At 66.6% G+C, this 12,504-nt stretch carries 10 protein-coding genes; 6 read left to right on the top strand and 4 right to left on the bottom strand.

Annotation, left to right across the window (positions count from 1 at the left end; all coding sequences use genetic code 11):
- The first annotated feature begins 32 nt into the window (after positions 1 to 32).
- Positions 33 to 434, top strand: a complete 402-nt coding sequence (locus PMO31116_RS07565) for a hypothetical protein (RefSeq protein WP_150566174.1) — start codon at positions 33 to 35, stop codon at positions 432 to 434.
- A gap of 77 nt (positions 435 to 511) precedes the next feature.
- On the opposite strand, the gene PMO31116_RS07560 is transcribed toward PMO31116_RS07565, so the two are convergent.
- Entirely contained in the window at positions 512 to 2,134 is a 1,623-nt protein-coding gene (locus PMO31116_RS07560) for an EAL domain-containing protein (RefSeq protein WP_150566173.1), read from the bottom strand.
- Between the two features lie 470 nt (positions 2,135 to 2,604).
- Between PMO31116_RS07560 and PMO31116_RS07555 the strand changes: the two genes are divergently transcribed.
- On the top strand, positions 2,605 to 3,840 hold the full coding sequence (locus tag PMO31116_RS07555) for an MFS transporter (protein WP_150566172.1): 1,236 nt from the start codon (positions 2,605 to 2,607) through the stop codon (positions 3,838 to 3,840).
- A 130-nt stretch (positions 3,841 to 3,970) separates the two neighbouring features.
- On the opposite strand, the gene PMO31116_RS07550 is transcribed toward PMO31116_RS07555, so the two are convergent.
- Positions 3,971 to 4,384 (bottom strand): RT0821/Lpp0805 family surface protein, encoded by a 414-nt coding sequence (locus PMO31116_RS07550; RefSeq protein WP_150566171.1) that lies wholly within the window; start codon positions 4,382 to 4,384, stop codon positions 3,971 to 3,973.
- A gap of 146 nt (positions 4,385 to 4,530) precedes the next feature.
- Complete coding sequence (locus PMO31116_RS07545) at positions 4,531 to 5,895, bottom strand: aminotransferase-like domain-containing protein (RefSeq protein WP_174970961.1); 1,365 nt, start codon at positions 5,893 to 5,895, stop codon at positions 4,531 to 4,533.
- Positions 5,896 to 6,037: 142 nt separating this feature from the next.
- Between PMO31116_RS07545 and PMO31116_RS07540 the strand changes: the two genes are divergently transcribed.
- Positions 6,038 to 7,240 (top strand): MFS transporter, encoded by a 1,203-nt coding sequence (locus PMO31116_RS07540; protein ID WP_150566169.1) that lies wholly within the window; start codon positions 6,038 to 6,040, stop codon positions 7,238 to 7,240.
- On the opposite strand, the gene PMO31116_RS07535 is transcribed toward PMO31116_RS07540, so the two are convergent.
- Positions 7,224 to 8,132 (bottom strand): MurR/RpiR family transcriptional regulator, encoded by a 909-nt coding sequence (locus tag PMO31116_RS07535; RefSeq protein ID WP_150566168.1) that lies wholly within the window; start codon positions 8,130 to 8,132, stop codon positions 7,224 to 7,226. The genes PMO31116_RS07540 and PMO31116_RS07535 overlap by 17 nt on opposite strands.
- 275 nt (positions 8,133 to 8,407) lie before the next feature.
- Here PMO31116_RS07535 and PMO31116_RS07530 point away from each other — a divergent pair, with 275 nt between their 5' ends.
- From PMO31116_RS07530 to PMO31116_RS07520, 3 genes are all read left to right on the top strand, one after another.
- Positions 8,408 to 9,751, top strand: coding sequence for an aspartate aminotransferase family protein (locus tag PMO31116_RS07530; RefSeq protein ID WP_150566167.1), 1,344 nt, complete (start codon positions 8,408 to 8,410; stop codon positions 9,749 to 9,751).
- Positions 9,748 to 10,590 carry a beta-keto acid cleavage family enzyme gene (locus tag PMO31116_RS07525; RefSeq protein ID WP_150566166.1) on the top strand — a complete coding sequence of 281 codons (843 nt, stop codon included), beginning with the start codon at positions 9,748 to 9,750 and terminating at the stop codon, positions 10,588 to 10,590. Before PMO31116_RS07530 ends, PMO31116_RS07525 begins: the two co-directional genes overlap by 4 nt.
- Positions 10,591 to 10,808: 218 nt before the next feature.
- Complete coding sequence (locus tag PMO31116_RS07520; protein WP_150566293.1) at positions 10,809 to 12,458, top strand: methyl-accepting chemotaxis protein; 1,650 nt, start codon at positions 10,809 to 10,811, stop codon at positions 12,456 to 12,458.
- The last annotated feature ends 46 nt before the right edge of the window (positions 12,459 to 12,504 follow it).

Genomic DNA, 12,504 nt, shown 5'->3' with positions numbered 1-12,504 from the left:
GCGCACCAACGAAGCACGCTTCGGCGATTTTGTTGGGGGACGATTGGGGGACGTTTCTCCTCTACATTGAATTTGCCGCATGCCCCCCCAATGCCGGTCGTATTGCGTCAGGTCGAGTTTTGGCCGAATCAGCGCGCGCCGGGAATGCGACGTTTGCCGAAGTGCCCACTCACCTGACACAACAGAAACGGGGTGAAATGATGCGCGTCAGGAATATCAAGGAAACGGTTGACGGGGCTCGATACTATCGTCTGGTTCGCACGCTGCCCAACGGCAAGCGACATCAGATGCAAATCTCTTTCTCCGCAGGTGAAATGCGCTTCAGAAGTTTCGTCGCACAGCGGTTGTGGCTGCTGCGCGCCGAAATGCGTGACAGCACGCGCGCGGCCGCCACGCCGGCGCCTCGCAGCAACATGCCGCAATTGGTTTTCTGACGGCCACGTCAGGATCGTAGTCGCGAAACGCCGGCCAGGGCCGGCGTTTTCGCTATGCGCGGCATTGCGAGGGGACATCATCCCGTCATGCGAGGGGGCGACGGCCTGGTCGACGTCGCCGCCGTCGGGGTCGGCTCGCCGCGCTTGACCGCCGTCAGCCCGATGCCCGCGTGGGCGATCGCGAATTGCACGAGCTCGTCGAAGGAGATCGGGCGGGCAAACAGATACCCCTGGGCGTAGGTGACATTGCGCGCGCGCAGGTAACTCGCCTGCATCTCGTTCTCGACGCCTTCGGCCACGATCGTCATGTCCAATCGCTCCGCAAGGTGGATGATGGAGTCGCAGATGTTGCGCGTGACCACATCGTCTTCGGTCACGGGGAGGAATTCCTTGTCAATCTTGAGATAGTTGAAGTCGTAGCGCTTGAGATAGCCGATGGAGTTGTTTTCGGCGCCGAAATCGTCGAGCGCGGTTTCGATGCCGCGCCGCTGGAGCTCGGCCATCACGCCGCGTGCGGCGGCCGTGTCGCGAATCACGTAGCGCTCGGTGATCTCGGCGACCATCGGATAGGTGTCGTTCAGCGTACCGTAATAACGTTCGATGTCATGCACGATGGTCATGTCGCGCAAGTGGCGCTCGGCGAGGTTGATGCCGATATGAAAGCCCTGCGGCAATGCGCCCTTGGCTACGTCGTTGCGAATCTGGCGCAACAGCGAGCGCGTGAGCTCGACGATGAGGCCGTTGTCTTCGGCAATCGGAATGAACGCGTCGGGCCGGACCAGTCCCGCGACCGGATGATGCCAGCGCACCAGCGCCTCGGCGCCCGCGCAGCGGCCTGTGGCGAGCTCCATCACCGGTTGGTAATAGACCTTGAATTCGTTATGTCGGATGCCCTGCGCGATTTGTCGCTTCATGAACTGCGCGGGGCCGAGGCGGCGGAATGTCATCACGCCGAGCAGGAATGCGACGACCCCGCCGAACGAAAGAAAGATCGGCGCCTGGTTGGCCGCGAGCGATTGCATCAGGGACGGGCTACCCGCGAGCGACGTGACGAAGTGCTCCGACGCCAGCGTCACCTGCGCGCCGCGTGTCGCGATCCCGGCTGACTCCAGCCGGGGGCCCTCGGAGGTGAGCGCCACCTTGCCCACCGTCATGGCGGTCCAGGCCAGATCGCTGTTCTTGATGCTCAGGAGCGTTTCCGTCAGGTAGATGCCGTCGACGAAGCCGAGCACGCCGTCCGTCGCCGAGGTCGGCACGTAGAGGGCGAGTGCCGGGGCGTCGGGCACGTATGGCGATCCACCGACGAGCAGAGTGCGCGTGCCGGTCAGCAGCGGCACGAGATCGGCCGGCAGCGGCATGCGCACCGGCGTATCGGATCGAACCACCGACGAACAATAGAGCTGGCCGCGAGACACAAGCCAGATGGAGCGGAAATACGGGCTGAGCGTGCCGGCTGCCTGGAGCGAGGCGCTCACTTCGCCGCACGCGCGGCCAACCCACGGTGCGGCGCCCCGAAGCGTGCCGTGGGCTTGCGCGACGATGCGCTCGATCGCATCGCGCTGACGTTCGGCGTTTTCCTGAAGCACCGATTGCGACATGTGATAGACGCGCAACCACCCGAGCACGAGGACGACGACGAGCGTGACCGCCACGACAAGTCCGGTCACCAGCCACTGCACGACTCTGGAGTGTTGAATCATGTTCTGCTGTCAACCAAGGAAAGCGTCGGGCCACCCACTGGACCGGGCGCGCAAACCGTCCGGGACGCCTGAAATCCCGCTCGCGCGCGCCGTGTTGCACGGCACAACTCGTCAATCGACTCTACACGAATCCCCGACGGCGTCCGACCCCCGATAAACCCGCACAGCCCCGGAAGACGGGTGGGCAAGCCCGGGGAATGTGATTTGCCGCAAGTCCTCGCGGCGACATGCGCCGTGATCGTCTCGCGATCTCAGGCGTCATCAATTTCTGCCGTTCCCGCAATTTGCGGAGACCGGAGATGGCGCAATCGCGACAAAACTTGGCGTAACGACGATTTACGCATGCTCTACACTTCACTCATTCCATTTCCGGCGAAAATTAGGATTAATCCCAACTTTTGCGCATAGCTGGGCGAAAGCCGTCGGAATTGCCGCGTTTTCCTTAGCCTTTGACGTCATTTTTCCCGTCCATGTCGAGTCAACCTGCAACGACCCTCCCCGGCACCCCCGCGCCGGCGGCGCAGGGCACCGCGTTTCGCGTGCTGTCTGCGATCAGCTTTTCCCATCTGCTCAACGACATGATCCAGTCGTTGATCCTGGCGATTTATCCGCTGCTCAAGGCCGGTTTCCATCTGAGCTTCGCGCAGGTCGGCCTGATTACACTGACGTATCAGGTCACGGCGTCGCTGCTGCAGCCGGTGGTGGGCCTGTATACCGACAGGCATCCGAAGCCATACTCACTGCCGGTCGGCATGGGTTTCACGCTCGTGGGCCTGCTGCTACTGGCCGTCGCACCGAACTTCGGCGTGCTGCTCGTGGCGGCGGCGCTGGTGGGCATGGGTTCGTCGGTGTTCCACCCGGAGTCGTCGCGTGTGGCCCGAATGGCGTCGGGGGGCCGTCACGGCATGGCACAGTCGTTTTTCCAGGTCGGCGGCAATGTGGGTTCGTCGCTCGGGCCGCTGCTCGCCGCGCTCATCATCGCACCGCATGGCCGCGGCAGTGTGGCGTGGTTTTCGGTGGCGGCGCTCGTCGCCATCTTCGTGCTGTTCCAGGTAAGCCGCTGGTACGCCGCGCAGCGCGCCGCGCACCAGGGCAAGCCGGCCGCGCGCCGTGGCGGCACGGCGCATCTCTCGCGCAACCAGGTGATGTTCGCGATCGGCATTCTGCTGGTGCTGATCTTCTCGAAGTATTTTTACCTCGCCAGCATCAGCAGCTACTTCACGTTCTACCTGATCAGCAAGTTCCACGTATCGGTGCAAAGCGCGCAGGTCCATCTGTTCGTGTTCCTGTTCGCCGTGGCGGCGGGCACGATGATCGGCGGTCCGCTCGGCGACAGGATCGGTCGCAAGTATGTGATCTGGGGCTCGATCCTGGGCGCGGCGCCGTTTACGCTGATGCTCCCGTACGCCGACCTGTTCTGGACCGGCATTTTGACGGTCGTGATCGGTTTGATTCTCGCCTCTGCCTTTTCGGCGATTCTCGTCTACGCGCAAGAACTGATCCCGGGCAAGGTGGGCACGGTCTCGGGCCTGTTCTTCGGCTTCGCCTTCGGCATGGGCGGTGTGGGCGCTGCGGTGCTCGGTCAGCTCGCCGATGCGACCAGCATCGACTTCGTCTATCACGTGTGCGCTTACCTGCCGTTGCTCGGCATTGTCACGATCCTGCTTCCGAACGTCGAAGGCCACAAGAAGACGGCAGCCGCCTGACGCGGGACGCCGCAAGTCATTGCCGGTGTCCGCGCACCGGCACCGCCATGAAAAACGCCGGTTCCGACATTCCGGAACCGGCGTTCTTGCATCCGCGCCGCGACGCGGATGCCGTGCTGATGCGGGGCGCTTACTTCGAGCCGCGCTTCTGCAATTCCCAGCGGCCGTTCTCGCCCTTTCGGCACGCCGACAGGCGCAGCGTGACTTCCTGACCGCGCGCGCCGAGCAGCACGATCAGATCGCGGCAGGTCTGGGCGTCGGTCTTCTGGGTGTTGGTCGGGGTGAGTTGCGCGGTGATCGCGGTGGGATTGCCGGTGCCCTTGTTGCTCCACTCGACGGTTTCGTTGTCTTGCTGATCGGACAGCGCCGCGCCCGCAGCCCTGGCGATCGAGGCGTTATCGGCCTTGCGCATGAAAGCGAGCGGCGAGTTATCCATGAACGCGAGGTTCGAAGCGGCGAATGCGGGCGTGAACGCGCCTGCACCGATGGCGAGCGCCGTGCCAAGCGCGAGGGAGCGGGCACGCGACAAGCGGATATGTGACATTCGGAGTCCTTGAGATTGTGGACAGGGGACGGAGCCTGCACGACACCGGTCCGGCGCTTGGGCCGGCGCTCGGCGGCAGGGAGCAAAGCGATCATAAAAGAAACGGCCGGCGGCGTCATCCCGGCCGGCCGACGATGCACACACCGCTATTGCCGCCTGGCGGCGCGCATGACATCGGCGACTTGCCTGAGCGCCGCTTGCAGTGCCTCGTCGCTGCCGGGCGAGCCGAGCGCGACGCGAATGGCCGACGGTGCGCTTTGGCCCGGAGCCACGAAGGCATCGACCGGCGTGACGGCAATGCCTCGCGCATGCAGGGCGGCCACGGCGTCGTCGCAGCGCAGGGTCGCGGGCACCGGCAGCAGGCGATGAAACGAACCGTCGTGTCCCGTCGAATCGAGCCCTGCGAGACAGGCTTGCGCGATGGCCTGGCGCCGCCGCGCCAGCGAGCGTTTGCGGGCAATCCAGAGATCGAGCGTGCCGTCCGCGAGCCATCGGGAAGCCAATTGCACCATCAACGGCGCCGCGCTCCATACGCTCGCCCGCATGGCGGCGTGCACGCGCGGCAGCAGATCGGGCGGCGCGAGCAAATACGCCACGCGCAAGCCCGGAGCGCCCGGCTTGGAGAGGCTGCAGACCTCGAAAGTGCGCTCCGGGGCAAGCTGCCGGAGCGGGGGCGGCGCGTCGTCCACGAGGAATCCGTACGCGCTGTCCTCGATGAGCAGCAGATCATGGTGGCGGGCGACCTCCACCAGGGCGGCACGCTGCGCGAGCGGCATCACACAGCCCAGCGGGTTGTGCAACGTCGGCATGGTGTAGACGATCCGCAACCGGCCTGCATGCGCTCGGCACGCCATGTCGAGCGCGGCGGGGTCCATGCCGCCGGGCGTCATGGGGACGGCGACGAGCGGCACGTCGCGCAATGCGGCCAGCGCCTTCCAGCCGGGATAGGTCAGCGACTCCACGGCAACCGGTTCGCCCGCCCGGCACAGCGCCAGCTGGAGCACGTCCAGCGCGTGCTGGCCACCGGCGCACACCACCAGCGCATCCGGCGAGAGCGCGACGCCGTCGCGACGCGACAGCCATTGTGCGGCCGCGCGCCGGTCGTGCGGATGGCCGTCGTGCGGGGCGTGAGCGAGCAAGGCGCTCAGATCGCCCGCCGCCGCCGTCTCTCGCAATGCTTGCCGGAATGCCTCGGTCTGTTCCTGCAAGACCGGGTAGTTGAACGCCAGATCCACGCCGCCAAGGGCGCCTGGCGCCGGCGACCACTGGGCAAACGCGGCCGCCGCGCCGACGGCGGGCGACCGCGCATACGTGCCGCGCCCGACCTCGCCGACCGCAAGACCGCGACGCGCCAGCTCGGCGTAAATCCGGGTCACCGTGGAGACCGCCAGGCCGTGCGCGTCGGCGTAGGCGCGCTGCGGTGGCAGGCGCGTGCCCGAGGCGAGATCGCCGCGGGCGATGGCGTCGGACAGACGCTCGACATGTTCGAGATAGCGGGCAGGGGCGGCCATGTGCAATCCGTGCGCAATGACGACAGGGACACGGGACATATTGATATCAGGACAATTCAATAATTGCACTGAGTTGAGGGACTGGCAATACTGGGCTGTGAGCGCACCTTGCGCCGGCGTTCTTTCCCAACGGACTCACCGCATGTCTCGTCAAATCCCCGCCCCGACGCCCGCGATTCGCGTGCCGCGCCATGCCATTCCGCTGCTTGCGCTGCAACTCTTTCTGGTGACGTTCTCCGTCAATCTCCAGGCACCGCTGGTGCCGCACTACGCCGCCGCGAGCGGCTACGGCGCCGGCGCACAGGCGCTGGCGTTCGCCTGCTATGTGGGCGCGCTCGTACCGGCGCTGCTGCTGCTTGCGGGACTTTCGGACCGGGTGGGGCGGCGATTGCCGCTCGCCGCCGCCTTGCTGCTCGCGGTGGCGGGCACGTCGTTGACGCTGAAATGGCCGACGCTGGTGGCCCTGGGCGGCGCGCGCGCGTGCTACGGACTGGCGACCGGCCTGGTGGCGGGCAGCGGCACGGCCTATATGACGGAGCTATATGGCGCGCGCGAGGATGCCGCCACGCGAGGCGCGGCATGGGTGGCCGCCGCCACGTCGCTCGGGTTCGGCACCGGCGCGCTCGTGACGGGTGTGTGTCTGATCGCGGCGCCGACGACGTTGCCGCCGGTGAGCCTGTGGGCCTATCTGCCGGTGGCGTCGATGGCGGCCATGGCCGTGGTCGCGCTGCCGTCGCCCGCGCGACATCCGGGCGCTGCCTGGTTGCGTTGGCCGGTCGTGGCCCCGGGCACCGTGCCTCTGGGCGTGGCGATTATGCTCGCCTGGGCGGCGGTTGGCGTGGTCATCGGCCTGGTGCCCGCCGCGCTGGCGGCGCATGGACATGCGGCGTGGGCGGGCTTCGCCACGTTTTTCGTCGTCTCGACCGGGTTGCTGTTCCAGCCCGCTGCACGACGCCTGTCACCCGTGCGCGCGGTGCGCATCGGGCTGGTGCTCGTGCCGTCGGGCTTCGTCGTGCTGGCGCTCGGCGTGGTTCATGCGAACCTGCCGGCGCTGCTCGTGGGCGCGGCCATCGCGAGTTCGGCGTGCTACGGCTTCACGTACCTGGGCGGACTGGCGGCGGTCAATGCCGCCGTGGTGCCGACCTTGCGCGCGCGCGCCGCCGCCGGCTATTTTCTGTTTGCATACTTCGGCTTCTCGGTGCCGGTCGTCACGAGCGGGTGGCTCGCCGATCGCTTCGGCATGCCGGTGGCATTGACCGTGTTCGCGACGGCGCTGATCGCGGGCAGCGGCGCGCTCGGACTCAGGCTGCGACGCGAGACGGCCCCGGTCATGCGTCCGGTTTGACGCGCCCGCCCGCCGGCGAGACGTAGGCGCCGGTGCCGTGCAACTGATCCTCGGCCATCTCCAGCGCGCGCACGGCGCCGCGCCCCTTGCGGGCGAGCAACATCTCCACGAGCGTCTCGACCACGGCAATGCCCGCCGTGATCGACGGAAAGAACGACGGGCTTTCGTGCGAGAACAATACTGTCACGTCGGCGTCGAGCGCGAGCGGCGAGACGGTCGAGTCCGTGAGCGCCAACACCCGTGCCCCGGCCGCGCGCGCTGCGCGGGCCACGATCAGCGCCTCGTTCGAATAGGGCGCGAAGCTGATCACCACCACGACGTCGCGTGCCGACAGCGCACGCAATTCCATCTCCAGCGTGCCCGCTTCGCCGCGGATCAGATGCACCGTCGGGCGGAACAGCCGATAGACATACTGAAACGTAAAGGCGATGGGAAAGCACGCCCGAAAGCCCGCGACATGCACGGTGCCCGCGTTGGCGAGCAGGTCGACGGCTGCGCCCAGCGACGCGTTCGCACCCGCTTCGGTCAGGTCGAGGTTGTTGTGCTGAACGCGAAACATTTCCGGCACCATGCGCGCGGCGTCGCCCTCGCGGATCACCTGACGCGCGCGGCTCGCATACGGTTGCGGCCCGAGGCGGATCGATTCGAGAAACAACTCGCGCAGCCCATGCCAGCCGTCGAAGCCCAGGTGTTGCGCGAGTCGTACGAAGGTCGCGGGCTGCACGCCCGCCTCGGCGGCTATCGCCCGCATGGAACTGATCGGCACGCGCTGCGGATGGTCGAGCAGAAAACGCGCTCCCGACTGAAACTGCGGGCTGAGCTGCGAATAGCGCTCGCGCAACAGGGTATTGAGTTGTTCGAGCGTCTGCGGCGGCGCTGAGACTTGTGTCATTGGGAAAATGGCAACAGGGCGGCGAAAGAATGTAACGATTGTTGCATGAAATGCCGTGACCACGCACGCGCTTTCCCCGACGTTCGTGGGCTGCGATGCAACATCGTGTGGGGTAATGGGATTGCGCGAAGTGTTGCGAAGATAAAACGCATGAAACATATGTTGCGAAGACGGTGTGTTGCGCCTACACTGAGCGTCATCGTTCGCGAGGCGACGGCCGGGTGGCCGTGGTGCCCCACCGTCTCGCGTCAACTTTCTCCGTCAGAGGTTCAGGCATGACTCACGTGTTTCACCGCAATCCGCGCCAGACACTGCCCGTCGCGGTCGGCGGCCAGGGAATCGAGTTGATCGACAGCACCGGCAAGCGCTATCTCGACGCATGCGGCGGCGCGGCCGTCTCGTGCCTGGGTCACGGACACCCGCGCGTGATCGAGGCGATGCAACGCCAGGCGGCGCAATTGGCCTATGCCCACACGTCGTTCTTCACCACCGAGGTCGCCGAAGCGTTGGCCGATACGCTCGCGGCGAGCGCGCCGGGAGACCTGAATCACGTGTATTTCGTGAGCGGCGGTTCGGAAGGTGTCGAAGCCGCGCTCAAGCTGGCGCGCCAGTACTTCGTCGAGATCGGCCAGCCGCAGCGTCAGTACTTCATCGCGCGGCGCCAGAGTTATCACGGCAATACGCTCGGGGCGCTGGCCATCGGCGGCAACGCGTGGCGCCGCGAGCCTTTTCTGCCGTTGCTGGTGCCGGCGCACCATGTCTCGCCATGCTTTGCCTACCGCGAGCGATTCGAGGGCGAAACCGACGACGCGTATGTGCAGCGCCTGGCCGACGAGCTCGAGGCGAAGATTCTCGAACTCGGTGACGACAAGGTGATCGCCTTCGTGGCGGAAACGGTGGTCGGCGCGACGGCCGGCGCCGTGCCGCCGGTGGGCGATTACTTCAAGCGTATCCGCGCCGTGTGCGACAAGTACGGCGTGCTGCTGCTGCTTGACGAAGTCATGTCGGGCATGGGCCGCACCGGCTATCTGTTCGCCTGCGAGGAAGACGGTGTAGTGCCGGACATCCTCGTCATCGCCAAGGGGCTGGGCGCGGGCTATCAGCCGATCGGTGCCATGCTGTGCTCGGACAGGATTTACGACGCCGTGGTGGGCGGCTCCGGCTTCTTCCAGCACGGTCACACGTATCTGGGACACGCGATGGCCTGCGCGGCGGCGCTCGCCGTGCAGCAGACCATTGCCGAAACGCGCCTGCTGGAGAACGTGCAGGCACGCGGCGAACAACTGCGCGCCCGTCTGCGCGAGGTTTTCGCCGAGCATCCGAATGTGGGCGACGTGCGCGGCCGGGGTCTGTTCGTCGGCGTCGAGTTCGTTGCCGACCGGACGACCCGGCAGACGCTGCCCGTTGAGGACAAGACGCACGCCCGGTTGAAGGCCGCGGCGAAGGCGCGCGGTTTGCTGATCTATCCGATGGGCGGCACGGTCGACGGCGTCCATGGCGACCACGCGCTCATCGCGCCGCCGTTCATCTGCGAGCCGGGCGACATCGACCGTATCGTGGCGTTGTTCGCGCTGGCCGTGGGCGACGTGGTGGGCGCGAAGGTCGGGGTCGCGGCATGACGCGCGCCTTTGCGCTGGCCGTCGCGCCGAACGGCGCGCGACGCACGCACGCCGATCACGCGGCGTTGCCCATGACGCCCGCCGAACTCGGCGACTGCGCGAAGGCCTGCCTGACGGCGGGCGCGGCCATGATCCATCTGCACGTGCGCAAGGCGGACGGCACGCACAGCCTCGAAGTGGCGGACTACACGGCCGGCATCGACGCCGTGCACCGCGCCGTCGGCAACGAACTGGTGGTGCAGGTCACGACCGAAGCCGTCGGCATCTACACGCCGGCGCAGCAGATCGAGACGGTGCGGGCGTTGCATCCGGAAGCGATTTCGGTGGCCCTGCGCGAAGTGCTGCCCGATGCCGCTCATGAACCGGCGGCGCACGCGTTTTTCGCCTGGCTCTGGCAGGAACACATCACGACCCAGTACATCCTTTACGACACCGAAGACGTGGCGCACTACTGGCGTTTGCGCGCGAGCGGCGCGATCCGCCCGGGCCGTCACTGGGTGCTGTTCGTGCTGGGCCGCTACAGCAAGGGACAGTTGTCGTCGCCGTCCGACTTGCTGCCATTCCTCGCGGCCTGGCAGGCCGGTGCGCAGGCGCAGGGCGAGGCTGTCGCCGCAACGCCGTGGGCCATGTGCGCCTTCGGTCCGCGCGAGGCGGAATGTGCGCTCGCGGCAGTGTTGCATGGCGGCCACGCCCGCATCGGCTTCGAGAACAATCTATATCTGCCCGACGGCAGCGTCGCGCCGGACAACGCGGCGTCGCTGCACGCCCTCACCGTCGCCGCCGCGCCACTCGCGCTGGCGCCCATGACGGCGCAGGCGCTGCGGGCGCTCACGCGCTGAGCGGCCCGGTGCTCGCGCGCATCGCCGTGCGTCCATTGCACGCGCTTTCGCAGGCTTGATGTCACGCGCCGGGACGCCGGAAACCCAAAAATAAAAGCAAATACACGTCCTGACCGGCATTGCCGGGCCGGGACGCTGTAATAGAATCGGCGTAACCTCAAAAAAGGCCCGCGTCGCCCTCCCCGGCACCGGGCGTGAACAACGAACGGGAGCGCGGCGTGAAACACTGGTCGATCCGACATCGCATTCTGGCCAGTTTTGGCCTGATCCTCGCCTTGATGGCCTTCATGGCCGGCATTGCCTACACGCGGCTGGTCGCGATCGATCAGGAGGCCAACAGTGTAGAGACCGACTCCACGCCGGGGCTTTATTACAGCACGATGCTGCGCGGGGCCTGGTTCGAGAGCTATCAACTGCTCCAGCAGGCCATTGCCGTCGACGACAACGAGAAGACCCGCGCAATCGACCTGGACGCGCTGCGCGCCGCCGAGGCCCGCATCGACGGCTGGATCAAGGACTATGGCACCACGGTCAATCGCGACGTCGACCGCGTGCAGTACGGCGAGGTGCGCGCGGTGCGTCAGCAATACAGCCGCGTGGTCGGCCAGATCCTCAAGCTGGCGGCGGATGGTCAGCTCGCCGCCGCCCGCGCCACGCTCACGGATCAGCTGTATCCCGAATGGGGGCGTGGGCGCACGGCGATCCAGCGGCTGGTCGACACCAACAAGGCGTTTGCCGACGCGTCGACCCACAGCATTAGCGAATCGGTGACGGCTGCCAAGGCGACGCTGCTCATCGTACTGTGCGTGGCGCTCGCGGTCGCGGTGCTCGCCGGGTGGTTGCTGTTCCGCGCGATCAGCGTGCCGCTGGCGAGCGTGATGCAGATTCTGGAGGTCATGCGCTCGGGCGACCTGACCAAGCGGCTCGATCTGGACCGCCGCGACGAATTCGGCGCCCTCGAATCGGGCTTCAACCGAATGACGGACGAACTCACGGGCCTCGTCGGGCAGGCGCAGAAATCGGCGTTGCAGGTGACCACATCGGTCACCGAGATCGCCGCCACGTCGCGTCAGCAGCAGGCGACCGCCTCGGAAACCGCCGCGACGACCACCGAAATCGGCGCCACGTCGCGCGAGATCTTCGCCACTTCGCGCGACCTGGCCCGAACCATGACCGAAGTCGCGGGCGTGGCCGAGCATGCGGCGTCGCTCGCGGGCACCGGCCACGTGGGCCTCACCCGCATGGAAGACGCCATGCGGCACGTGATGGACGCGGCCGGGTCGGTCAATGGCAAGCTCGGCATCCTCAACGAGAAAGCGGGCAACATCAATCAGGTCGTGACCACGATCACCAAGGTGGCCGACCAGACCAATCTCCTGTCGCTGAATGCGGCGATCGAAGCGGAGAAGGCGGGTGAGTACGGACGCGGCTTCGCGGTCGTGGCGACCGAGATCCGCCGCCTTGCCGATCAGACCGCCGTGGCCACCTACGACATCGAACAGATGATCAAGGAGATTCAGTCGGCCGTGTCGGCCGGTGTGATGGGCATGGACAAGTTCTCGGAGGAAGTGCGTCGCGGCATGGACGAGATGCGCCAGGTGGGCGACCAGCTCGCCCAGATCATCGCGCAGGTGCAGACGTTGCCGCCGCGCTTCCAGGTCGTCAACGAAGGCATGCAGGCTCAGGCGACGGGGGCGGAGCAGATCAATCAGGCGCTGGTGCAACTCTCGGAGGCGGCGCAGCAGACCGCCGAATCGCTGCAACAGTCGAGCCAGGCCATCGAAGAACTCAATCACGTCGCCAACGGCCTCAAGAGCGGCGTGTCGCGCTTCAAGATACAGACGCTCCCGCCCGCCGGGCTCGTGTGACGGGAACGTGCCGCGCACAGCGCTCACCGAGCCGTTTTAGCACGCT

The organism is Pandoraea morbifera (assembly GCF_902459575.1).
Taxonomy (GTDB): Bacteria; Pseudomonadota; Gammaproteobacteria; order Burkholderiales; family Burkholderiaceae; genus Pandoraea; species Pandoraea morbifera.
This window is presented reverse-complemented; position numbering and strand designations above follow the sequence as displayed.

Bases quoted from the DNA above. Each gene is read 5' to 3' on its own strand.
- PMO31116_RS07560 (WP_150566173.1), bottom strand. From the start codon at position 2,134: ATGATTCAACACTCCAGAGTCGTGCAGTGGCTGGTGACCGGACTTGTC.
- PMO31116_RS07555 (WP_150566172.1), top strand. From the start codon at position 2,605: ATGTCGAGTCAACCTGCAACGACCCTCCCCGGCACCCCCGCGCCGGCG.
- PMO31116_RS07550 (WP_150566171.1), bottom strand. From the start codon at position 4,384: ATGTCACATATCCGCTTGTCGCGTGCCCGCTCCCTCGCGCTTGGCACG.
- PMO31116_RS07545 (WP_174970961.1), bottom strand. From the start codon at position 5,895: ATGGCCGCCCCTGCCCGCTATCTCGAACATGTCGAGCGTCTGTCCGAC.
- PMO31116_RS07540 (WP_150566169.1), top strand. From the start codon at position 6,038: ATGTCTCGTCAAATCCCCGCCCCGACGCCCGCGATTCGCGTGCCGCGC.
- PMO31116_RS07535 (WP_150566168.1), bottom strand. From the start codon at position 8,132: ATGACACAAGTCTCAGCGCCGCCGCAGACGCTCGAACAACTCAATACC.
- PMO31116_RS07530 (WP_150566167.1), top strand. From the start codon at position 8,408: ATGACTCACGTGTTTCACCGCAATCCGCGCCAGACACTGCCCGTCGCG.
- PMO31116_RS07525 (WP_150566166.1), top strand. From the start codon at position 9,748: ATGACGCGCGCCTTTGCGCTGGCCGTCGCGCCGAACGGCGCGCGACGC.